At 59.4% G+C, this 22,291-nt stretch carries 25 protein-coding genes and 1 pseudogene; 9 read left to right on the forward strand and 17 right to left on the reverse strand.

Annotated elements, in window-relative coordinates:
* Positions 1-15: 15 nt before the first annotated feature.
* The 4 genes from D3Y57_RS09290 (at position 16) to D3Y57_RS09305 (ending at position 3,339) form a co-directional block, all read left to right on the forward strand.
* On the forward strand, positions 16-1,221 hold the full coding sequence (locus tag D3Y57_RS09290; protein ID WP_121152751.1) for an LptF/LptG family permease: 1,206 nt from the start codon (positions 16-18) through the stop codon (positions 1,219-1,221).
* A complete protein-coding gene (gene lptG / locus D3Y57_RS09295) occupies positions 1,221-2,315 on the forward strand; it encodes an LPS export ABC transporter permease LptG (protein WP_121152752.1) in 1,095 nt (364 codons plus the stop codon). The genes D3Y57_RS09290 and lptG overlap by 1 nt, the downstream gene beginning before the upstream one ends.
* A 203-nt stretch (positions 2,316-2,518) precedes the next feature.
* Positions 2,519-3,061, forward strand: coding sequence for a hypothetical protein (locus tag D3Y57_RS09300; protein WP_121152753.1), 543 nt, complete (start codon positions 2,519-2,521; stop codon positions 3,059-3,061).
* Positions 3,061-3,339 (forward strand): PEPxxWA-CTERM sorting domain-containing protein, encoded by a 279-nt coding sequence (locus D3Y57_RS09305; protein ID WP_121152754.1) that lies wholly within the window; start codon positions 3,061-3,063, stop codon positions 3,337-3,339. Before D3Y57_RS09300 ends, D3Y57_RS09305 begins: the two co-directional genes overlap by 1 nt.
* A gap of 92 nt (positions 3,340-3,431) precedes the next feature.
* Here the strand turns inward: D3Y57_RS09305 and D3Y57_RS09310 are convergent, their stop codons facing one another.
* Positions 3,432-4,535: a fatty acid desaturase family protein gene (locus D3Y57_RS09310; protein ID WP_121152755.1), complete on the reverse strand. Its 1,104-nt coding sequence runs from the start codon at positions 4,533-4,535 to the stop codon at positions 3,432-3,434.
* A gap of 125 nt (positions 4,536-4,660) precedes the next feature.
* Between D3Y57_RS09310 and D3Y57_RS09315 the strand changes: the two genes are divergently transcribed.
* Positions 4,661-5,821 carry an N-acetyltransferase gene (locus tag D3Y57_RS09315; protein WP_121152756.1) on the forward strand — a complete coding sequence of 387 codons (1,161 nt, stop codon included), beginning with the start codon at positions 4,661-4,663 and terminating at the stop codon, positions 5,819-5,821.
* A gap of 109 nt (positions 5,822-5,930) precedes the next feature.
* Here the strand turns inward: D3Y57_RS09315 and D3Y57_RS09320 are convergent, their stop codons facing one another.
* The 5 genes from D3Y57_RS09320 to D3Y57_RS09340 all read right to left on the reverse strand — a co-directional run bounded on the left by D3Y57_RS09320 (position 5,931) and on the right by D3Y57_RS09340 (position 11,545).
* Complete coding sequence (locus D3Y57_RS09320) at positions 5,931-6,704, reverse strand: exodeoxyribonuclease III (protein WP_121152757.1); 774 nt, start codon at positions 6,702-6,704, stop codon at positions 5,931-5,933.
* Between the two features lie 24 nt (positions 6,705-6,728).
* Positions 6,729-7,058: an iron-sulfur cluster insertion protein ErpA gene (gene erpA, locus D3Y57_RS09325; protein WP_121152758.1), complete on the reverse strand. Its 330-nt coding sequence runs from the start codon at positions 7,056-7,058 to the stop codon at positions 6,729-6,731.
* Positions 7,059-7,115: 57 nt separating this feature from the next.
* Positions 7,116-8,270, reverse strand: coding sequence for a M23 family metallopeptidase (locus tag D3Y57_RS09330; RefSeq protein WP_239026010.1), 1,155 nt, complete (start codon positions 8,268-8,270; stop codon positions 7,116-7,118).
* A gap of 213 nt (positions 8,271-8,483) precedes the next feature.
* Positions 8,484-8,951 (reverse strand): peroxiredoxin, encoded by a 468-nt coding sequence (locus D3Y57_RS09335; protein ID WP_121152759.1) that lies wholly within the window; start codon positions 8,949-8,951, stop codon positions 8,484-8,486.
* The gene (locus tag D3Y57_RS09340; RefSeq protein WP_121155688.1) at positions 8,948-11,545 is read right to left on the reverse strand and encodes a bifunctional [glutamine synthetase] adenylyltransferase/[glutamine synthetase]-adenylyl-L-tyrosine phosphorylase; all 2,598 of its coding nucleotides are present in this window, start codon (positions 11,543-11,545) and stop codon (positions 8,948-8,950) included. The genes D3Y57_RS09335 and D3Y57_RS09340 overlap by 4 nt, the downstream gene beginning before the upstream one ends.
* 145 nt (positions 11,546-11,690) lie before the next feature.
* Between D3Y57_RS09340 and D3Y57_RS20175 the strand changes: the two genes are divergently transcribed.
* Positions 11,691-11,885: a hypothetical protein gene (locus D3Y57_RS20175; RefSeq protein ID WP_162987067.1), complete on the forward strand. Its 195-nt coding sequence runs from the start codon at positions 11,691-11,693 to the stop codon at positions 11,883-11,885.
* Here D3Y57_RS20175 and D3Y57_RS09345 read toward each other — a convergent pair.
* Genes D3Y57_RS09345 through D3Y57_RS09350 form a run of 3 tightly spaced genes read right to left on the reverse strand, consistent with a single transcriptional unit; the run spans position 11,869 to position 13,499 of the window.
* Entirely contained in the window at positions 11,869-12,495 is a 627-nt protein-coding gene (locus tag D3Y57_RS09345) for a sigma-70 family RNA polymerase sigma factor (protein ID WP_121152760.1), read from the reverse strand. The two genes, D3Y57_RS20175 and D3Y57_RS09345, sit on opposite strands and share 17 nt — an antisense overlap.
* Before the next feature lie 19 nt (positions 12,496-12,514).
* A complete protein-coding gene (locus D3Y57_RS20180; RefSeq protein WP_162987068.1) occupies positions 12,515-12,652 on the reverse strand; it encodes a hypothetical protein in 138 nt (45 codons plus the stop codon).
* Positions 12,653-12,704: 52 nt separating this feature from the next.
* Positions 12,705-13,499, reverse strand: coding sequence for a response regulator (locus D3Y57_RS09350; protein ID WP_121152761.1), 795 nt, complete (start codon positions 13,497-13,499; stop codon positions 12,705-12,707).
* 259 nt (positions 13,500-13,758) lie between these two features.
* On the opposite strand from D3Y57_RS09350, the gene D3Y57_RS09355 reads away from it, so the two are divergent.
* The 3 genes from D3Y57_RS09355 to D3Y57_RS09365 all read left to right on the forward strand — a co-directional run bounded on the left by D3Y57_RS09355 (position 13,759) and on the right by D3Y57_RS09365 (position 15,897).
* A complete protein-coding gene (locus tag D3Y57_RS09355) occupies positions 13,759-13,938 on the forward strand; it encodes a NepR family anti-sigma factor (protein ID WP_121152762.1) in 180 nt (59 codons plus the stop codon).
* Between the two features lie 10 nt (positions 13,939-13,948).
* Positions 13,949-15,526: a sensor histidine kinase gene (locus tag D3Y57_RS09360; protein ID WP_121152763.1), complete on the forward strand. Its 1,578-nt coding sequence runs from the start codon at positions 13,949-13,951 to the stop codon at positions 15,524-15,526.
* 242 nt (positions 15,527-15,768) lie between these two features.
* Positions 15,769-15,897, forward strand: coding sequence for an entericidin A/B family lipoprotein (locus D3Y57_RS09365; protein WP_121155690.1), 129 nt, complete (start codon positions 15,769-15,771; stop codon positions 15,895-15,897).
* A gap of 10 nt (positions 15,898-15,907) precedes the next feature.
* Here the strand turns inward: D3Y57_RS09365 and tatC are convergent, their stop codons facing one another.
* The 8 genes and pseudogenes from tatC to argS form a co-directional block, all read right to left on the reverse strand.
* A complete protein-coding gene (tatC, locus tag D3Y57_RS09370) occupies positions 15,908-16,675 on the reverse strand; it encodes a twin-arginine translocase subunit TatC (RefSeq protein ID WP_121152764.1) in 768 nt (255 codons plus the stop codon).
* A 17-nt stretch (positions 16,676-16,692) separates the two neighbouring features.
* Positions 16,693-17,124, reverse strand: coding sequence for a Sec-independent protein translocase protein TatB (gene tatB, locus D3Y57_RS09375; protein ID WP_121152765.1), 432 nt, complete (start codon positions 17,122-17,124; stop codon positions 16,693-16,695).
* 29 nt (positions 17,125-17,153) lie between these two features.
* Positions 17,154-17,417, reverse strand: a complete 264-nt coding sequence (locus tag D3Y57_RS09380) for a twin-arginine translocase TatA/TatE family subunit (RefSeq protein WP_121152766.1) — start codon at positions 17,415-17,417, stop codon at positions 17,154-17,156.
* Positions 17,418-17,445: 28 nt separating this feature from the next.
* On the reverse strand, positions 17,446-18,030 hold the full coding sequence (scpB, locus tag D3Y57_RS09385) for an SMC-Scp complex subunit ScpB (protein ID WP_121152767.1): 585 nt from the start codon (positions 18,028-18,030) through the stop codon (positions 17,446-17,448).
* Entirely contained in the window at positions 18,027-18,749 is a 723-nt protein-coding gene (locus tag D3Y57_RS09390) for a segregation and condensation protein A (protein WP_121152768.1), read from the reverse strand. Before D3Y57_RS09390 ends, scpB begins: the two co-directional genes overlap by 4 nt.
* Positions 18,746-19,752 (reverse strand): annotated as a pseudogene (locus D3Y57_RS09395) (glycoside hydrolase family 3 N-terminal domain-containing protein). The gene D3Y57_RS09390 and the pseudogene D3Y57_RS09395 overlap by 4 nt, the downstream one beginning before the upstream one ends.
* A gap of 89 nt (positions 19,753-19,841) precedes the next feature.
* Entirely contained in the window at positions 19,842-20,573 is a 732-nt protein-coding gene (locus D3Y57_RS09400) for an SPOR domain-containing protein (protein WP_121152769.1), read from the reverse strand.
* A 1-nt stretch (position 20,574) separates the two neighbouring features.
* On the reverse strand, positions 20,575-22,284 hold the full coding sequence (argS, locus tag D3Y57_RS09405; RefSeq protein WP_121155692.1) for an arginine--tRNA ligase: 1,710 nt from the start codon (positions 22,282-22,284) through the stop codon (positions 20,575-20,577).
* Positions 22,285-22,291: the final 7 nt, after the last annotated feature.

Consider the following 22,291-nt stretch of genomic DNA (forward strand, 5'->3'; position numbering starts at 1 on the left):
GTCAAGGAATGGCAAATATCTAATTTTCTTACAGCCACGGACCGCTATCTGGCGCGCCTGATCATCGTTCCCCTGCTTTCATCGCTCGTAGTCGCGGCGATGCTGCTGGTGCTCGACCGCATGTTGCGCCTATTCGATTTCGTCGCATCCGAAGGCGGTCCGGTCAGCGTCGTGTGGAAAATGCTTGCCAATCTGCTGCCCGAATATTTGTCGCTCGGCATTCCGATCGGCGTTCTGCTCGGTATTTTGCTCGCGTTTCGAAAAATTGCGCTGTCGTCCGAACTCGACGTTCTGCTGGCCGTCGGGCAAAGCTATTGGCGGCTGCTGCGCGTACCCTTCATGTTTGCGGCGCTTTTCGCGCTCGTCAATTTCGCGATCCTCGGCTTCGTCCAGCCTTACACTCGCTACGCCTATGAAGGACTGCGCTTCGAGCTGCGTTCGGGCGCTCTCGGTGCCTCGATAAAGGTCGGAGAATTCACCCGACTCGGCAAGAACATGACCCTGCGCATCGAAAAGAGCGCAGATCAGGGGCGTCAACTGTCAGGCATCTTCGTCATGGCCAAGCAGGATGATGGCAAGACGCTCGCCGTCACTGCAAAAAGCGGTCAGTTCATGGCAACCGATGATCCCGACGTCATCATCCTGCGGCTCGCGGACGGCACTCTGGTCAACAACGCACCCGAGTTCAAAACCCCCCGCATCCTGACATTCAAGGCGCACGATCTGCCCATCGACCTGCCAAAAATCGAATCCTTCCGCGGTCGTGGTCAGGGTGAGCGCGAGTTAACGCTGCCCGAACTGGTTGCTGTCGGGAAAAGCACGAAAGCGACTGAGACGGTCCGCAACGAAATCCGCTCGCAAATCCATTTCCGACTGGTGCAGGTCGTCGTGATGATGTTCCTGCCGCTGCTGGCAGTTGCGCTCGCGGTGCCTCCCAAGCGATCGACGTCGGCGATCGGCGTATTCCTGTCGATCGTGATGCTGGTCGCCTATTACAAGATCAACGAATATGCCGAGGGTATGGGGTCGATCGGCTTGCTCAACCCGTTTTTTGCGATCTGGGTTCTATTCGTCGTCTTCGTTTCGCTAGTTGGCTGGATGTTCTACACGCTCGCCTATATCCCCGGCGGTCAGCCGATCGGCGGCCTCGACCGCGCATTCGGCAAGGCGTTCGCGGGCATCAAACAGCTGTTCACGCGATTTGTCAGGAAGCCACGCTGATGCCGAGCTTTTTCCCGTCCCGCACCATCGCGCTATATATGGGCAAGATGTTCGTCGTCCGTAGCTTTGCCGTGCTGGCTTTGCTTCTGCTCATCCTGCAAATGCTCGATCTTCTGAGCGAATCGGACAAGATTCTGGCCGTCAAAGGCAACGGCCAGCACGAAATCATGACCTATGTCGGACTGCGACTGCCACAATTGGCCCAGCGTTTCCTGCCATTCTGCGTCCTTCTCGGCACACTCATCACGCTCGTCACCCTCAACCAGAACAGTGAAGTCGTTTCGATGAAAGCGGCCGGTCTTTCCGCGCATCAGGTTCTTGCGCCGCTGATCGTCGCAAGTCTGGCGATCGCAACGATGTCATTCTTCTTCAACGAACGCATCGTCACACGCTCATCGGCCACGCTCGATCGTTGGCAAAACGCCAATTACGGCAAGATACCGTCGGGTGACGAAGCTCAGGCCAACGTCTGGGTACGCGCCGGCAACGATCTGATCCATGCCGAGGATGTCACTGGGCGCGGGACAAATGCTGTACTCACCGGCGTAGAAATCTACAGTCGCAAGAATGGCGAGCTCGCTGAAATCCTTCGCGCGCCACGTGGCACGGCGGTCCGCGGCGGCGGCTGGGCGTTGACGAGTGCAAACATATTCGACGTAACGAGCGGAACCATCCGAGAGCTTGGCCCGATCACCATCGGCAAGAACATCCGGCCCGACCAGTTCACCCTGTCGAACGTCGATGGCGCAGGCCTGTCGCTTCTCCAGCTTAAAAGCACGATCGACGAATTAGAGGCTGCCGGGCGACCAGTCGCATCCCTCCAGTCTATCTTGTGGCACAAGATTTCAGGTCCGCTATCCACCGTTCTCATGCCGCTGCTTGGCGCGGTTGCCGCATTTGGTCTCGCACGGTCGGGCGCGCTGTTCGTCCGTGCCGTCATCGGCATGGGCCTTGGCTTTGCTTATTTCGTGGCGGACAATTTCGGCCTGGCGATGGGAAATCTCGGCGCATATCCGCCCCTGCTGGCGGCATGGGGTCCGTTTTTCCTGTTTCTGCTGATCGGCGAAGCGGTGTTGATCCGCACCGAAGAGTAACCCCGCACCTTTCGCGCCTAAACGCCAGCATTACGCATTATGCAATCCGCGGAGCGCGTAGAAGTTGGCTCAATCCCTAGCAGCCCTACAGTGCTAAACCCCTGATTCTACAGACATTGTCCCATTTTGAGAACGATGCAGGTTTTTCAGTGACAACTGAATATTAACCGTATCTTAACGATCTAATAATGGGAGAGAATGTAATGAATAAGTTTACAGCATTTGCGATGTTTAGTGTTGCCAGCGCCCTGGCCATGCCAGCAGCGGCAGTCGAGAGCGTGATAACCGACTTGAACAGCCCAGTACCTGCCGGGACAAGTTGGGGCACTCTTCCCGGCGAAAACACAGGCACTGTCACCATAACTGGCACAGCTCCACGCTCAGGCAATGGTTCGCTCGAAATCACAGGTGACAGAACACGCGTTCAGACTGGCGTCCAATACGCACCCTTTACGACCGTCGTAGGCTCACTCAGCGATGCACAGAGCCTGACCTTCGACTGGCAAATTGCAGGCGACAGTGGTCGTCAGGAATACAGCCCGGCCTTGCGTCTGCTCACGCAGAGCGGCGACACGCGGAGCGAGTTGATCTGGGAATCAGCGTATCAGCCTGGCCCGACTCCGGGAACAAGTGAACAGTCACTGCCAAGTGGCAACTGGTATTCGTCCAGCCCGACCGATCTGTTTTACCAGAATGTGGCGGGGCGGGTCCAACATACGTTGGTGGGACTCAGAGCTATGTTTTGATGACACTCGCCGGTTGGGCAAGTTCCAGCTATTATGGTGCGGGCGCAACGGTGTCCGGGATCAGTGTCGGAGCAGGCAGTGGAGCAGGCGCAGATTACCACGCCTTTGCCGATAATGTGACATACACAACGACGCAGGGTTCAACGACCTACAACTTCGAAACCCTGGTTTCCGCGGCTCCGGAACCAGCAACCTGGGGCATGATGATTGTCGGCTTCGGCATTGTTGGCGGCGCGACCCGACGCCAGAAGCGTGGGGAGCGCGCGCTGCTCGCTTAAAAAATCACTCGCTAAATACAAACGGCCGCTGGTTCATAACCAGCGGCCGCTTTTTTGCATGCTACTAAAAAGAAACATCAAACAACCTGCGTTTAAGCCACCCCCCGCATCGTATTTGCCATCAAACTACGGACCAAACCCGGCAGTCCTGCATAGCTCGCCTTATGATAGGGCGAATCCTCGGTCACGGCCGCCGCAATCCGCCGGTGGGCCTCTCCCAGTGCATGATATGGCAAACTGGGCAACAGGTGGTGCAGCGCGTGATAGCGCAGCCCCACGGGCGCCCACAGCGCGGGCAGCAAGGTCGGCGGTGGCACATTCACCGTATCCAGATATTGCGCGGTCACCGTCATCGTCTCGCCGTCGTTTTCCCAAAGATGCGCGACCAGCGTCCGCACCTGATTGAGTACCGCGACACCCGAAGCCACGCCCAGAAAAATCAGGAACCCGCGCAACGGCACAACCCCGGTCGCGACCAGCGTCAACAGCGTGATTGCCCAGATGCTCGCGCCAGCTTCGAACCAGTGCCACAGCGTCCGCGCCTCACCCTCGGGCGCACGGCGGCGGAATGCGGGGTTGATCGCCAGTCCCGAATATTGGGCGACGATCCGTTCACGAAGTTTCGGAAACACCACGCCCAGTGGCGTCAGCACCGCAAACCGGACCAGCAAGACAATCGGCGCCAGCAATGAAACGACAACGAACAGCGGCAACGAATAGGGCTTCATCAGCGCCAGCGGCAAATATTCGGGATCATCGGTCGTGCCGTAACGCGTTCGCGCATGATGAAGCGTATGAACGCCCTCATAGAGGAACGACGGCACCAGCATCGGAATACCCATCAGCAGGTTCCAGCCAATGCGGAAACCCGGCACCGACGAATGCTTCATGTGCGTCAGTTCGTGAATAAAGCTGCCCGCACGATAGAGCGCCAACACGGACGCGACAGCCGCAAGAATCGCCCAGCCGACGGGCACCAACACGATCGCCGCATACAGCGCGCCATAGCCAAGCACAGCCGACCCCAGCATGTCGCCCCAATATATGGCCGGACGGGCGGCGGATATGTCGCGGGTCAGCTCGGCCGCAGCCCTCAGCATCGCCATATCGTCCGCGATCCGAACACGCGCCGCAGGGGCCGTCAGGACTGTCGGCGCTTCGGCTTCGAGGCCGTCCAGAAGAAGTGAGCTTTTCATGATCGTCGGTTCGTATCGAAAGATAATGGCAGCACCGTGGCGAATCCAGACCGGCAACCTCGCTCGCGACTTGACACCGCCGACCGAAGGCGGGACTTGGACACAAAGTCGAAAGGCGCCGTAAATTGGCCAACATCAACACCGTGACGATCCGCGAAGTCAAATCGAAGGCCGATCGCACGGCATTCGTCGACCTGCCTTTCCGCCTCTATGAAAACGACCCGAACTGGGTTCCCCCTCTGAAATACGAGGTCCATGGGCTTATCACGCCAGGCAAGAATCCGTGGTTCGAGCATGGCGAGGCGCAGCTTTTTCTGGCCGAAGCATCCGGTCGCGAGGTTGGTCGCATCTCTGCCCACATCGACTTCCTTGCGCTGACGCAACCCGTCGAACAGGGCATGGGTCCGGGGACTGGCAACTGGGGTCTGCTTGAGGCCGAGACTCAGGAAGTCGCCAGCGCTTTGATCGCTCGCGCCGAAGACTGGTTGCGCGCCAAGAAGATGACCCGCGTCCTCGCTCCGCTGTCGATTTCGATCTGGGATGAGCCGGGGTTGCTGACAAAGGGGTTCGATCACCCGCCGACGGTAATGATGGGACACAACAGCCCCGATTATCAGCCATGGATCGAAGGTGCCGGCTATGCGCCTGTTAAAACATTGCTTACCTACGAAATCCCCATCACCAAGGAATTTCCACCACTGGTCCAGCGGATCGTCAAATCGGGCGAACGCAATCCCCGTATCGTCATACGCCGCGTCGACAAGAGCAATTTCAAGGCCGAAGCTGCGCTCATCCTGAACATCCTGAACGATGCGTGGAGCGACAACTGGGGCTTCGTCCCGCTGACCGATTCCGAAATCGCCTATGTCGGTAAAAAGCTAAAAGACATTGTTTACGAGGACTTGATCCGCATTGCCGAGGTCGAGGGCAAGCCGGTCGCGTTCATGATGACGCTGCCGGATCTGAACGAGAAACTGATGGGCTATGGCGGTTCGCTGCTCCCGTTCAATTGGGCAAAACTGCTCTGGTGGTTGCGTGCGCCAAAGGTTCGGACAATGCGCGTACCGTTGATGGGCGTGCTGAAGGAATATCAGGCCACCCGCCTCGCGAGTCAGTTGGCTTTCATGTTGATCGAATTCATCCGTCGCGATGCGATCACGAAGTACGGCTCGACGCGCGGCGAATTCGGCTGGGTACTCGACGACAACAAGCCAATGCGTTCAGTCGGCGAAGCGATCGATGGCGTCATCAACAAGGTTTATACCATTTACGAAAAGCCGCTCTGACGGACTCACACGGCGCGGGCCACCTCCGGGCAAGCGCCATTCTACGTCATGCGCTTTCTATCGACCGTCAGGAAAGCTGGCTCAGAAATGCCGGGCGACCGGTCTTCGGTTAGGGCCTTAGCGTAATCCACGTCGGCGCATGATCGCTGGCCTTTTCCCGCCCCCGATAGTCGCGATCGACGCCGGCATCGCCTAACCGGTCAGCAGCCTCTGCGCTCAACATCAGATGGTCGATCCGAAACCCCGCATCGCGGGGCCAGGCGTTCATCTGATAATCCCAGAACGTCCATAATTTCTCATTCGGGTGCCGCGCATTTAACGCATCAGTCCATCCTTGAGCCGAAAACCTGCGAAATGCCGCACGGCTTTCCGGCTGGACGAGCGCATCGCCCTGCAATCCACGCGGCGACCAGATGTCATCGTCGGTCGGTACCACATTATAGTCGCCGGCCAGCACCGTCGGCTTTTCCTCCTCGAGCAGCAAAGCCGCCCGATCCATCAGCCGGTCAAACCATTTCAGTTTATAATCGAACTTCGGTCCCGGCTGGGGATTGCCGTTGGGCAGGTAAATCGACGCGATCACCACGCCATCCACCTCCGCTTCCAGATAGCGGCTGTGTGTGTCGTCGGGATCATCGGGAAGGCCACGAAGCCGCTCGATCGGGTCGTCGCCGCGCGCCAGTATGGCAACGCCGTTAAACCCTTTTTGCCCATGCCAGATGGCACCATAGCCAGCGGCGCGAATGTCAGCCTCTGGGAATGTCTCGTCGCTCGATTTCAGTTCCTGTAGGCACGCCACATCGGGCTTTGTCTCTTCGAGCCACTCAAGCAAACGCGGCAGACGCGCCTTGATACCATTGACGTTGTATGTTGCGATTTTCATGCCGGTGCCCCTCGAACGCCAGAGCTATACCGAAAAACTGGACCCGCACCCACAACCGCTGGCGGCATTCGGATTGGTCACCTTAAACGCCGATCCGCCCAGCGATTCGACATAATCGACCGCCGCACCCTGCACGAGGTCGAGGCTTACCGGATCGACAATCAAGCGTACACCATCGCGCGTCGCGACGCTGTCATCGGCATCAACGCTGTCCGCCAGCCCGAATTTATATTGAAATCCCGAACATCCTCCGCCCTCGACCGACAGACGCAGGATAGCAGGCTTGGCCTGTTTCGCCGCGATCGCCGCAACGCGGGCCGCAGCGGATGGAGTCAGGTCGATTGTTTCGTTCATGAACTCAAGATAGGCGCGAGCACCCGCATCAGCAAGCAGCCCACGATATTCCGTACCTTATTGAGCAGGACCACCCATCGCGAGTTGCCTGCTGCCGCTCTGTGCAGGGATCGCCGCCAGATAAGTCGCTGACTGCAAGAATGGCATCGGGTTCACCGCATGGCCATCAAGCCGCACTTCATAATGAAGATGCGAACCTGTCGAACGCCCGGTCGAACCCATGCGCGCGATCAGGTCGCCACGCTTCACCCGCTGTCCGGCATGGACAAGCGAAGCCGAAAGATGACCATAACGTGTTTGAATGCCGCGACCGTGATCGATCTCGACCAGATTGCCGTAACCGCCAGCCCATTCCGATCGTGCCACGATACCGTCGGCGGTTGCATAGACGTTCGACCCCATCCGTCCGGGCATATCGACGCCGGCGTGCATTGCGGCCGACGAACGAAAAGGATCGCTGCGCACGCCGAAACCGCTGCTGAATGTCATAGATTCAACGGGCTTCAACGATGGAATGGAAACCGTGCCCTGCTGCAATCGATCGAGCCGTTTCCACGACTGGAACAATGCGCGGAACTGAGGATCGGCCTGTCCCTTGGTCGCCGTCGTGTCGATCGGCTCGAAGGGTCCACCCATGGCGGAAACGTTGCGCCCCTTAAGCTGGCGTGGCGCGATGCCCATCTTGCGAAGCGAAGCGGTCGTCGCGGCATATTGCGCATCGACCACGGCCATCGCTTGCGTTGCCATCGCGGTCTGGCGACCCTCTACAGCCTGAAGCGGCGCGACGACTGATCCAGCCATCGCAGTCGCCGTGGTCGCCGACGCTGGCATCACAGGGCTGCCTTTGCCGGTCAGGATCGCAGTCAAGAAAGCTTGCTTTTGATCGACGCGGGCAGCGTGAGCGGCGGCTTCCTGCTTCAGTTTGGCGAGACCGGTCTGCATCGCAGCGACCTTGTGCTGCATCTGCGACACCTGAGCGTCCTGCGCAAATGCGGCGGTAATCATGGGAGCCGCGCCAGCGATCTGGGCAGTTGCGAAAAGCGAAAGGCCGATCGTCGCAGAAACCACCGACGCACCGATAGCCTGAGCCCGTGCCGAAAGGTGGATCCGCCGAAGCGTCGAACCATCGTGAAGAAACAGGTCACGAGCCCGGAAAGCGTTGCGAGCTTTTAACACAAGCCCGTTCACTTCAAAAAAAGTCATACGAAACATTCAAATCCCCGGGCGACCCGATTCGGAGTTTTTTTGCTTGCCGCTGGAAATTGCCCGTTTCCAATCGACAGGGATGTGATGTTGCATCAAGGTTAATATAGGCAACCCACAGGCGACCGGGACGGGGCGGGCCGCACTCGAAGTGCGGCGAAGCGATGAAATCACGATCGATCAGGGAACAAAACTGGCGGTTGTGCGTAACGTTAGGTCGAATCAAATCCGCGTTCGAGCAGCTTCCAGCACTGCGTCGGCGTGCCCGGTAACCTTCACCTTGTGCCAGATTTCGACCAGTTTTCCGTCGCTTGCGATAAGGAAAGTCGCGCGCTCGATGCCCATATATTTCCGGCCATAAAGCGTCTTTTCGACCCATACACCGAACGCCTCACACAGGCTTCCATCGCCGTCAGATCCCAGCGCGATCTTCAGATCATATTTACCGACGAACTTGTCATGGCGCGCCACGCTGTCTTTTGAAATGCCGACAACTGCAACGCCCGCCGCCGCGAAATCATCGGCCAGCGCCGTAAAATCCTGCGCCTCTCTGGTGCAACCAGTCGTATCGTCTTTCGGATAGAAATAGAGCACCAGGGGTGCGCCACGATAGTCTGCAATCGACTTGCGCACGCCGCCTGACACATCGAAACTGCCGTCCGGTGCCTGATTACCGATTTCCAATGTCATGCTTTCATCACCTTATCGACCACCGCGTCCCAATGTCGCGAAACACAGTGTTGCGCCACCTGAAGCCGGGCAAGCAAATCCTGCCAATCATCCGCTCCACAGGCGCGCGCAACGATTTCACGCGTCGCGGGCGCAGGTTCCGCCATCTTTGGCGACACCAACCGCAACGTAACAAGCAATCGCGTCAGCAAATCATGGGCATCGAGTAAGCCGGGCTCAACCAGCCCTTTCCCGGCCAGTATCGCAATCGCGCTGCCAAGATCGGGCGCGAACCCGGCACGCGTGGCAAGCTGTTGAAAATGCACAGCGAACTCCAGATCGACCAACCCCCCTTTGGAAAGTTTTACGTCCAGTGGTCCCAATGGCGGCTTGTTCAGCGCGATGTCGCCCCGCATTTCTACCACTTCCGTGGCCAGTGCCGGAATATCGCGCTCCTGTTCCAGAACCCCTGCGATTATCGCGTTCAAATCTGCGCGGGCAGCATCGGACCCGAACACCGGGCGGGCGCGGGTCAGCGCCATATGCTCCCATGTCCACGCATTCTCTCGCTGATATCGGGCAAAGGATTCGAACGAAACAACAAGCGGCCCCTGCTTTCCCGAAGGACGCAAGCGGGTATCGACCTCGTAAAGCGCGCCTGCCGATGTCGGCGCACTCAGGCCCGCCGTCAGTCGCTGCGCCAGCCGATTATAATAATGCGAAGCGCCCAATGGTTTCTCACCATTCGATTCCGCATGGAAATCACCAACAAACAGATAGACCAGATCGAGGTCGGATGCATGGGTCAGCAACCCGCCGCCAAACCGTCCAAGCGCCAGAACGACCATCTCCGACCCTGGAATCTCGCCATGTTTGCGGGAAAAATCGGCGGTCACGGTGTTTGCAACGGTCACTAATGCAGCCTCTGCGACGCGCGCATAACCAGCCGCAACGTCGATGGGATCGGCACGCCCCTCGACGATCTGGGTGCCGAGCGCAAACCGGTAGTCGCCCACGATATGGCGCACGCGATCGAATTGAGGTTCAACCTCCCCGCTGCGCTCACGCATTTCCGCAACCAAAGTCGAAACATCGCCAACCGGATCGAACGCGCTGGCATCGATCAACCTGTCGAGCAGCGCCGGATGCCCGCCGAGTGCTTCGGCCAGTGTCGGCGCATGGCTGAGTATATCGACAAGTTGCCTTGTCAGACGTGGTTGCGCCTCCAGCAGGCGGAAAAGGTTGATTGCACTTGGCAGGCCCGACACCAGACGATCGAAAGCAGCAAGCGCAGCGTCAGGATCGGGCGCGGCGCCAAACGCAACGATCAGTCCCGGCAGCGCAGCCTCCAGCGCTTCGAGAGCGGCCGGACTCCGCAGTGCGCGAACTTTGCCACTTCGCCATTCACCGATCCGCCGCGCCATTGCCGCCGGATCGGCATAGCCCGCTTTCACCAGCGCGGTTTCTGCCGCCACCGGAACACGCTGCGGCGCATCGCTGTCGAGCGCATCATACAAGGTACCGATCGCATCGACATGGGGAGCGAGCAGCGCCAGCAAAGCTGCACCGTCATCCAGACCGTGCAGTCGCGCGACACCATCCAACGCAATTTGATCCATTGGCAAAGTGTGAGTCTGGCGGTCATCGACCATCTGCAGACGATGTTCGATCGTGCGGAACAGACGGTATGCCGTTGTCAGGGTTTCCGCCGCTTTCGGTTCGATCCAGCCTGCGTCAGCCAGCGCCACGATCGCGCCCAATGTATTGGGAACCCTTAGTGCGGGATCGCGACCGCCGTGAATGAGCTGCTGTATCTGGACGAAAAATTCGATCTCGCGAATCCCGCCCCTTCCTCGCTTCAAATCGAAACCCGGCCCAAAAATCTGCCCCGCCGAATGATGCGCGCGAATGCGCTGCGACATTGCCCGCAATTCGCCGACCGCTCCGAAATCGAGCGAGCGTCGCCACACGAACGGCTTGATGGCGTCGAGGAAATCCTGTCCCATACGCACATCGCCCGCCGCCACACGCGCGCGGATAAATGCGGCTCTCTCCCACCCCAAAGCACTCGATTCATAATATGAAATCGCCGCTTCCACCGGCAATGCGATTTGCGTTGCCTCTGGCGAAGGTCGCAACCTCAGATCAACCCGAAAGACATATCCGTCGCCGTCACGGGTATTGAGCAAGTTGACCACCGACTTTGCAATTCGCACCGCACCCTCTGCCGGGTCTTCCCTCGGCTTCAGCGGGACCGTGTTGGGGTCGTAGATCAGGATCGGATCGATGTCCGAGCTGTAATTCAATTCGCGACTGCCATGTTTGCCGAGGGCAATCACCGCAAAGCCCGCTGGCTCGACGCCGGGAGTCCGTTGCTCCACCGCCTCGCCAATCGCCATTTCAAGCGCGCGGTCGGCAAAACCGGAAAGCTCGCCCACCACCCGCTCCAGCGGCAACGCTCCCGCCAGATCGCCGATTGCCACCGCAAGGGCCAGTCGATCCCGCTCGATACGCAAACGACGCGCAACCGGACCGTCGACTTCCGCTGCGCACGCAATGGCCCGTTCCATATTTCCAGCCTGAAGCAGGGCCGTGATCTCTGGCCGCCGCTCCATCGCTTCGCGTAAAAATGGCGCATGGCATCGGGCGCGCTCCAGCGCTTCGGCAAAATTTACGGCAGGAGGAGTTTCGATAGCGATCGCTGACCTCGTCTCAGGTGGCACGGCGCAACCTTCCGTCCCCTTACCGCGTTGGATCTATATGGTCCGCAGCGAATTTACAGGCACATTAAGCCAGACACCAGTACCCCGACTGGCATCCATGCCCGATCGCGGCGATGGCGTCGGTGCCGCTCTGCGATCGGTATCGCGTGTCGAACGTTCGTTGCCCAACGACATGACGAAGTTGCTGAACCTTCTCGACGCGATACCGGACCGCATTAACGGTTGCGGCTGAGTTCGCTCACTTCGGCCATAATCGTATCCAGAACGCTGACGCCCTCATTATCCGGGCCATCCCTTCTGGAAGGAAGCGACGGATCGGACATTGCAGCCTCCAGCGCGACCCGACCACGGGCAACGCGGCTCTTGATTGTGCCAACCGCCACGCCGCAGATTTCCGCCGCTTCTTCATAGGCAAAGCCGCCAGCGCCCACCAGAATCAGCGCCTCGCGTTGCGATTGTGGTAATTGTAGCAGGGCGCGCTGAAGATCACCCAATTCGACGTGCCGATCCTGAGAAGCGGGTGCCGCGAGAATACGGTCCGCCGTCAGATCGTCCCATTCGCCCCGGAAACGGCGACGGCGCACTTGTGAAAAATAGAGGTTGCGCAGGATGATGAAAGTCCAGGCGCGCATGTTTGTGCCCGCCTGAAAACGACCTCGAGCCGCCCACGCCTTCATTAGCGTTTCCTGCACCAGATCGTCCGCCAGATCCCGGTCCCCCGACAGCGAGCGCCCAAAAGCGCGCAACTGCGGGATGACCAGACCAAGCTGTTCCTTGAAGTCCTTGTCCGACAGAGCAACATGCTCGACGGGTGCGTCCTCCGCTTCGATTTCGTCGGTCATTTATTTCCCGTCGTATCGTTCAACGAGCGACATAAGAAGCGATGGCGAAGCCGACAACGACAAGCACCAAAGAAATCGCAAGAACATAGCGCACGATATGCGGCGTCTGACCGCCCCGCGCTTCGTTCGTGGTCACATGGACCGGTGGCTCTTCCATAACAACTCCCAGCGTTCACTACATAAACGCAGCGTAAACGCTCGTGGTTCCGTCACGCTGCCGGAACGGTCGCTTCATCGAAAAACAAAGCCTGTGCGATCGCCGCTTTCACCGTCGCCCGCTGAAAAGGCTTGGTAATCAGGAAGGTCGGCTCTGGCCGCTCGCCGGTAAGAAGACGCTCGGGGAATGCCGTGATAAAAATCACCGGCACCGAGAATTCAGCGAGTATGTCCTTCACCGCATCGATGCCCGAACTGTCGTCGGCCAACTGAATATCGGCAAGCACCAGCCCCGGACGATGCGCGCGCGCGGCGGCAACGGCTTCGTCGCGCGTCACGGCGATACCGCACACTTCATGCCCCTGATCGCGGACGATCGTTTCCAGATCCATCGCGATCAGCGGCTCATCCTCAATGATGAGCACGTTAGCCCGCGTCTGGCCCTCGATCTCCGTCAGCGCTTCATCGACCAGCGTTTCGACCTTTTCAGACGACTGACCAATCAGATAAGCGGCATCCTCAGTCGTGAAACCTTCCATTGCGGTCAGCAACAATGCCTGCCGCGACAATGGAGTCACGCGTGAGAGGCGCGCCTGGGCAATATCCTCCCCCGACCCGGTATCGAACGCGGACGGAGCCATTGGATCGGTCGACGACCAGATTGCATGGAATGTCCGGTACAGCCCCAGCCGTGCATCCACATCGCGCGGAAACTCGTCCGGTGCCGCGACAATGGCCTCTAGAGTGGCACGCACATAATTATCACCATTGGACTGGTTACCGGTGAGAGCGCGCGCATATCGGCGCAGAAAAGGTAAGTGCGGCGCTAATTGCTGACCGAGCGACATGATCTTGTGGGTCCTCCCGTAATGCCTAATCATTTCCGCCAGCAAGCACGCTTTTGCAAGTGTGCGCACGGCAGAAACCACGCGGAAAATTCCCCGCGTGCCAAATGGAACCAATGAGCACGTCTTTTGTTTCGTGACCGGGACAAGAGTTCTGCTATTCGGCCCGCGAGTGGGCGGAGAAGCAGGGTGTCACTCGGTCCAGACCCGCGCGGCCGCGCGTGTTTGAGAACGGAACTTGCTCGTATGTGTTTGGGGATCAATGGTTTCGACAGACAAAAAAGCCGGTGCAAAGAAAGCCAAGCCGGCTGGTTCCAGTCATCAGCATCATCGCTCGCCTGACGAAGGAGATGTGGGCACCGCCTTGCGCGCTGCGTATCAACAGGCCGTCGATGAAAAAATTCCTTCGGATCTGCTCGATCTGCTTGGCAAGCTTAGCTGATTAAAGTGGCATGAGCGGTCCCGATTCCACTGGGGGCGGGATGTTCGCGCGGCGATTTGCCGATCTTCCCACCGGCATAAAAATGCTAGCCATCATCAGCGTGGCTCTCATTCCGCTGGGCCTGATCGCCCTGCTGGCATCGCTTCAATCCAACCGAACCGCAGACCTTCAGCGCCGCGCCGATTTGCGAGTGGCAATAACCGAAGTCAGTCGCAAACTGGGTGGCGAACTGGGCGCGGACATCAGCGCCCTTGCGGTGGCAGCCGATATGGTTGCCGTCGGCGGCATGAACGAAGAAGCCTGCTCGCGCCTCCAGATCATTCTTAATTCGCGGGCAGCCAAACCGTCGGGCATCGCGGTAATCGGCCCGGACCGATCCGTCGTTTGCGGTAGCCGGCAATACCAGTCCACCGCCGCACCGTTTCTACCCGAACCATCCGCACCGCGCGCGGTATTCAAAGACGGCGGCGTCGATATCCGCGTTTTTTCAAAGACAGGCACGGCGGCAGCAGTCGCTCATTATTCCGTTAACGCAGTGGCGAGCCTCGTCCAGCCGATCGGCATACCGATTCCCTATAGCCTGGCATTGCTGGGCGACAGCGATCAACTGACCCTCGCCACGCATCAGTCATCTTATCTGAGCCCCACCGAAAAATTCGAAACGCCGGTCGGGTTGCTCGGCCTCAGCCTCCGCATGTCGGTCGAGCGGGCCCCGATCAGCGCAACCGAATTGCTCCTGACCTTCCTGCCGCTGTTGATGTGGGCTTCTGCTGCCGCGGTCAGTTTCCTTGTCGTCGACCGTTTGCTCATCCGGCCATTGGCGCAACTGCGCGCCGGGATTGCCGGATTGCAGCCGGGCGAACTTTACTCGGTGCCAAAGATTCGCACCCCAGCGCGAGAAATCCGCGAACTTGCAGAAACTTTCGAACGCGTCGGCAAAAACCTGACCGCGCATGAGATCGAGCTTGCCAGTGCATTGGCGAATCAGACCCGGCTGACACGCGAAGTCCATCATCGGGTAAAAAACAACCTTCAGGTCATTGCCAGCCTGATCAGCCTTCATGCCCGCGGCGTGCCGCCCGGTGAAACGGCCAATGCTTATGCGTCGATACAGCGACGCGTCGACGCGCTCGCCATCGTTCACCGCAATCATTATGCCGAACTGGAAGACGGCGGCATCAGCATGAAAGCGCTGATCGACGAACTTGCGACGAATCTGCGGGCCGGGTTTGCGGTGAACCGTCTGGCTCCGGCCATTATGACGACGACGCCCAGCCTGCGCGTGTCACAGGATGTGGCCGTGCCAATCGCGTTCCTGCTGACTGAACTCACCGAACTGTCGATGGCGAACGATCCGACTGCACCCCTGTCGATCAGTGTTTCCATCGCGAACGCACCCCATCGAGCCATTCTTTCCATCCAGTCGGCAGGCCTTCGTGCCAGTGATGCGCTGACGAACAAACTCGACGCACGATATGGCCGTATTATCACAGGTCTTTCTCGACAGCTCAGGGTTCCACTGATCCATGACGGTCAGGCGGGCCTTTATGAAATCGAGATTTCTACGCTGAATCAGGACGACGTATAATTTATCGAACAACGTGGAACCGCTTTTAATTTCGTTTGTTTTTAAATTCGGACAGCGACCTTTTGCCCCCCCGCTCTCGCTGTCCGGAACCAAGGGTCCGGAACCGTGCTACCCCCCAGCACGTTTTCGGACCCATATTTTTGTCCGGCACACGATGTGCTGCCATGAGCAATGGTGCCGCGACGGAACGAATCGGCGGCCTTAATCATTTTCATTTCGCATCAACTTCACGGAGACGAATTATGCGTAACAAAGTTCTGACGGTCGCTATCCTCGCCTGCGCATTCGCTGCAACCGCCTGCAACACCGTCCGTGGCGCAGGCCGTGACGTGAAGTCGGCTGGCTCGGCTGTGGAAAAAAGCGCCAACTAATACGATTTCGTTACTCGACGGCCGCTGCGTCCTCGCGGGCGCGGCGGCGTCCCGTAAACCAGGTCGCCACCAGCGTCAGCTCGTACAGAATACAGAGCGGCACAGCGAGCAGCATCATCGACCCGATATCGGGCGGAGTTAATACCGCCGCCACCGCAGCGTTGGCGACGATCGCGTAACGCCGGAATGCCACCAGTTGAGCGCGGGTCACGATCCCCGCGACTTCCAGCAGCATCAGCAGCACCGGCAACAGAAACGCGAGGCCAAAGCCGAACATGAACTGCATCACGAATTTCAGATAGCTGCCAACGTCCGGCAGCGCCTGTTGCGTAACGCCGCCAAGATCCCCCTGAAAACCGAGCAGAAATTTCAGGGCAAGCGGAATCGCCACGAAATAAGCGAGGCTGGCACCCGCCGCGAACAGCAACGGAGTCGCCATCAGGAACGGCAACAGCGCCTTACGTTCCTTTTTATAAAGGCCCGGCGCGACAAACAGCCAGAGCTGATTGGCGATCACCGGAAACGCGATCATCAACGCAGAAAAGAATGCGACCTTCATCTCGACGAAAAACCCGCCATAGATTTCGGTGTTGATCAGCGTTTTTTGTCCAGCAATTTGCAGCGGCTCGACCAGCACGACGAGAATCTTGCGCGCGAAATAAAGGCAAAAACAAAACGCAGCACCCAGCGCCAGAAACGACCACAACAACCGGCGTCTCAGCTCGATCAGATGTTCGAGTAGCGGGGCACGGCTGGCATCGATCTCGTCAACCGGCATGTCGTCCACAGTATCGCTCAAGCGGGGCGCTCCGGCTGTTCGGGGAAGGGTAACCCCGGCTCGGCGGGCGATACAGGCATGATCGGCTTCTGAACCACGGCCCCGGTCGCAGGCACCGGTTCGATCACGGGCGCAGGCTCAGCCACAGCAGCCGGAACAGTCGAAGGGGCAGGCACATTCTCGATCGGCGTACTGTTCTCGATCAGCGCACTGGTGGGATAAGCCTGCATGATGCGCTCATTCTCTTCCTTCCACTTCTTCTCCATGTCCTCCAGCTCGGCCTCGCGGATCATGTTGTCGAAGCCCGATCGGAAATGACGCGCCATACCGCGCGCCTTGCCGACCCATTGACCGACCACGCGCATGACGCGTGGCAAATCCTTCGGCCCAATGACGAGCAGAGCAATCACCGCCACGGCGATCAATTCAGAAGGTGCAATGTCGAACATTCGTAGCTGGCCTTTCGCCCGCAGGCGGATCAGGCGATAGGATCGGTCGGTTTCTGAGCAGCCGCAGCTTTGTTCCGTTCATGCTCGGCGATGATATCGGCGGCCGTCCGACCTTCGATCAACGGAGCAGCCGGCGGGGTAAGCGTTGGCGCATTCTCTTCGTCGGCCATACCCTTTTTGAAGTTCTTCACGCCCTTCGCCACGTCGCCCATAAGTGCGGAAAAGCGACCGCCGCCAAGCAGCAGAGCAGCCACGACCGCGAGGATCAGAATATGCGGAAGCGACAAACCCATAACGTAAACTCCTGAATGCCCATCCTATCTAGTCGTCTTCGCCGGAGGTTTCCAGTTCGCCGTCGAATCCTGTGCCATCGCCATTGGGATCGGACTTGTCGAGCAAACCTGCAGCGCGCAAATCCTCTATGCCGGGAAGGTCGCGGCGGTCGCTTAACCCAAAATGCGTCAGGAAATCAGCGGTCGTTGCGTATGTTAACGGGCGACCCGGCATCTCACGCCGACCGGCGGGCGCAATCCACCCGGCCTCCATCAGAACATCGAGCGTTCCTCTGGAAATCTGAACGCCACGTATCGCTTCGATTTCGGCCCGACTAACGGGTTCGTGATAAGCAATGATCGCAAGCGTCTCGGTGCCAGCCCGACTCAATCGCCGCACCGATTCGCGGGTTTCGCGAAGGAGGTGCGCAAGATCGGCTGCCGTCTGGAAATGCCAGCGCCCACCCCGTTCGACCAGATTAATGCCATGTCCCGCGTGGCGCGCCGTCACCGCTTCAAGAGCAGCCTCCACCCCCGCGCTCACGCCAAGCCGCTGCTTGATTTCGTCGATCGCCAACGGTGTCTCACTGGCAAACAACAGCGCTTCGACCGCCCTATGAAGTTCGGCGGTCACGCCGCGCGCACCATCAACGGCGCAAACGGGGCGTCCTGCTGCAAGTCGATCACGCCGCGCCGGGCCAGTTCCAGCGTTGCAACCACAGTCGATGCCAGCGCCGAACGTCGATAATCCGGGGTACCATCCACCGGCAGAAACGCAGCGATAGCGGTCCAGTCACCGATACGCCCCAGCATCGCCTCGATCCGTAGCATTGCCGCCTCCAGCGAGAGCACGGGTCGCCGTGACACCTGATGCAGCACCGGGGCGCTGCGGGCCTGAACCACGCCATAGGCCACAAGCAGATCATAGAGGCTTGCTTTCCAGATCGTGTGTCGCTCGGTCGCAAGGCCCTCCGGCGAAGCCCGCCTGAACACATCGCGACCGATCAGGTCACGCGCCATCAATCGCGCGCCCGCTTCACGCATCGCATCGAGCCGCAACAGTCGTTGCTGAAGGCGGAATGCAAGTTCTTCCGGGCTAGGATCTTCCTGCTCTACGCGCGGCAGCAACAGACAGGATTTCAGATAAGCAAGCCACGCCGCCATAACGAGATAGTCCGCCGCCTGATCGAGCCGTTCGGCCCCCGCGCGCTTCAGATAATCGAGATATTGGTCGACAAGTGCCAATATCGAAATCTGATGCAGATCGACTTTCTGCGTCCGTGCGAGCGCCAATAATAGGTCGAGCGGCCCTTCCCAGCCATCGAGGTCGAGCGTCAGTTGGTCGTTATTCACACAAGCGCCAGCAACGCGTCGCGTTTCGCGATCAGGTCGGCAATTTCCGAATAATCCGTCACCGGGGCAATCGTCGCCATCGCACGCCCCAGCCGTTCCGCGCCGATGCTCGTGATCTCGGGCAGGGCTTCGACGATTGCGATCATCTCATCCATACGGCCCCAGCAATTCAGCGCGATGTCACAGCCCGCCGCAATGCACGCGGCCGCGCGGTCGCTGACTTCACCCGACAGCGCCTTCATATCCAGGTCGTCGCTCATCAACAGGCCATCGAAACCGATCCGCCCGCGGATGATCTCCGCGATAATCGTCGGCGACATCGTGACGCAGCGTTCGCCGTCCCACGCCGGAAACATGATGTGCCCCGTCATCGCCATCGGTGCATTGTTCAGTCGTTCGAACGGCCGCAAATCTATCGCCAGTTCCTCGTCTGTCGCATCGACCACCGGCAAGTCATGGTGGCTATCGACCACCGCGCGCCCCTGGCCCGGCATATGTTTGACGATGCCGACCACGCCCCCTTCACGCAGGCCGTCGATTACGAACCGCCCCAGTGAAGCCACCCGCATCGGATCGGCACCCAATGCGCGGTCGCCAATTGCAGGGTGTGTCTCGGCTGTCCGCACATCGAGCAACGGCAGCGCATCGACGGTGATCCCGACCTCCGCCAGCGTCAGCCCGATCGCCTTTGCATTGACGCGTGCCGCCTCCATCGCTGAAATCGGAGCCACATTGTAAAGCGCATCGAACGCCGCGCCCGCTGGGAACGCCGGCCATTCGGGCGGCTGCATCCGGGATACGCGCCCCCCTTCCTGATCGATCAGGATAGCCAGATCGTCCCGTCCGCTCAGCGCGCGCAAATCATCGGTCAGCGCCCGTAACTGCGTCCGGTCGACGCAGTTACGTTTGAACATGATGTAACCAGCGGGTCACAATCGCGAAAGAACGCGCGTTCGTCAGGGGTCAGTTTGGGGCCGGACAGGCCAAAGATTACGGGCTTCATCGAAAACGCATACTCCGCTTCCCTGAGCCTGTCGAAGGATTGCCCTTCGGCAGGCTCAGGGAAGCGATATCTACTAAGTTCGTCAGCCCTTAATTAACCAACAGACAGTTCTCACCGGCAACCTTCAGCTTGCCACAGATCGTGCTGGCGTCGGCTCCGGCATTCGCGCGCAGGCGATAGAAATCGCTGCCGTTGACCGTCGCAGCTTCGACCGATTTCGTCAGCGGTGCCAGATAGGCAAACCGCTTCGTCAGCTTGACCCAGGCCGCACTCGCCTGTGCTTCCGAATTGAACGAACCCAGTTGCACCAGCGAACCCGAAGCCGCCGCCGCGCTGCCGCGAGCAGCAGCCTTTGCTGGCGGAGTCGCAACCAGCGTGCCACCCGACGCAGGCATTGATGTCGTCGCGACCTTCGATGCGGGCGCCCCCGCAGGTGTCGCCAGCCCGGCCTTGCCACTCGCAACCGGCGCTTCCGCTGTCGCGTTCAGGTCTATCTTGCCATTCGCCTCAGCCCCTTCCGAAGCTGCAAACGCGCTGTCGCCCTGTCCTTCGACCTTCATGCCACCAGGCGCATCGGGACGCACTTTATAGTCGCCCTCCTGCGCCGCGATCAGCTTGCCATCGCCCTGCGGCCCCGGCCCATGATTACGCAGCAGCCACACGCCGCCAATGACCAGCCCCAGCGCCGCGAGTGCCGCCAGAACGAATCCGGCCAGCTTCCCCGTCGAAACGCGGTCATTGTCCTCGTCATTCACCGCCTCAAGCCAAGGCAGCCGGTCTTCGTCGTTGAGCGACAGTGCTTCGCGATCGGTATCGGTCAAATTACATCTCCTCGGCGGCGGTCACGCCCATGATCGACAAGCCATTACGGATAATCTGTCCGATGCCATCCACCATGAAAAGCCGGGCCTGTGTCAAATCGGGATCGTTAACTATCAGAACCCGCCGATCAGGCCGATCATTGCCAACATTAAAAAATGCGTGGAACGCGGCGGCGAGGTCATAAAGATAGAATGCAACACGGTGCGGCTCCCGACTCGACGCTGCCGACTCGACGATTCGCGGAAACTGCGCCGCCATTTTGATGAGCGTCAGATCCTCGGCATCAAGCTTTGCAACATCGGGATTCCCCCCTGAAATGCCCGCCTCTGCAATCTTGCGCGCCAGCGACCTGATCCGCGCATGGGCATATTGGACATAGAAAACCGGATTGTCCTTCGACGCCTCGACCACCTTGGCAAAGTCGAAATCCATCTGCGCATCGGCCTTGCGGCTCAACATCGTGAACCGGACGACATCCTTGCCGACTTCGCCCACGACATCGGCCAGCGTCACAAAATTACCCGACCGCTTTGACATCTTCACCGGCTCGCCATCGCGTAACAGCCGCACCATCTGGATCAGCTTCACGTCGAACGGCTTACCCCCCGTCAGCGCCGCAACCGCCGCCCGGATACGCTTCACCGTGCCCGCATGATCCGCACCCCAAATGTCGATCAGCGCATCCGCCGTCTCCGACTTCTGGAAATGATACGCCATGTCGGCACCGAAATACGTCCAGCTACCATCGGACTTTTTGATCGGCCGATCCTGATCGTCACCGAACTTCGTACTACGGAACAACGGCAGCTCGACCGGCTCCCACTCCTCATCGACCTGCCCCTTTGGCGCTTCCAGCACGCCGTCGTAAACCAGCCCCTCAGCTCGCAATCGCGCTTCCGCAGCCTCGGGCTTTTTCGCAGCCTGAACCTCTGCTTCCGAAGAAAACACGTCGTGATGAATACCGAGCAGCGCCAGATCGGCCTTGATCAGCACCAGCATCGCCGCAACCGCACGCGTCCGAAACGGCACCAGCCACTCAGCCTCGGGAGCATCGACGTATTTGTCGCCAAACTCCGCCGCTAACGCCTGCCCAACCGGGATCAGATAGTCGCCCGGATACAATCCCTCCGGTATCTCCCCGACATCGGAACCCAGCGCCTCACGGTACCGAACGTGCGCCGATCGGGCCAGAACATCGACCTGCCCGCCAGCGTCGTTGACGTAATATTCCTTGATGACCCGGTGCCCCGAGTACTGAAGCAATGTCGCCAGAGCATCGCCGACAACCGCACCCCGGCAATGCCCCATGTGCATCGGCCCGGTCGGATTGGCCGACACATATTCAATATTGACGATCTGGTTCGCGCCCGTGTCCAACCGCCCATAATCGCCAGCCGCCGCGTGAATGCGCGTCAATTCATCACGCCAAACCTGATCCGCCAGCCGCAGATTGATGAAACCCGGCCCAGCGATTTCCACCGCAGTCACACCCGGTACCGCCTCCAGCAGCGGCTTCAACGCCTCCGCCAGATCACGCGGCTTTACGCCCGCGCCCTTTGCCAGCACCATCGCCGCATTGGTCGCCAGATCGCCATGCGCCGGATCGCGCGGCGGCTCGACCGCGATGTTGGCGCGGTTCAGCCCCTCGACAAGAGGAAGCTGGTCGAGCGCGGCGTTCAGATGCGCGGTGTAATCGAGGTAAAGCGTCAAAGGAAAA

The sequence above is a fragment of the Sphingomonas paeninsulae genome, from assembly GCF_003660165.1.
In the GTDB taxonomy this organism is placed as follows: Bacteria; Pseudomonadota; Alphaproteobacteria; order Sphingomonadales; family Sphingomonadaceae; genus Sphingomonas_O; species Sphingomonas_O paeninsulae.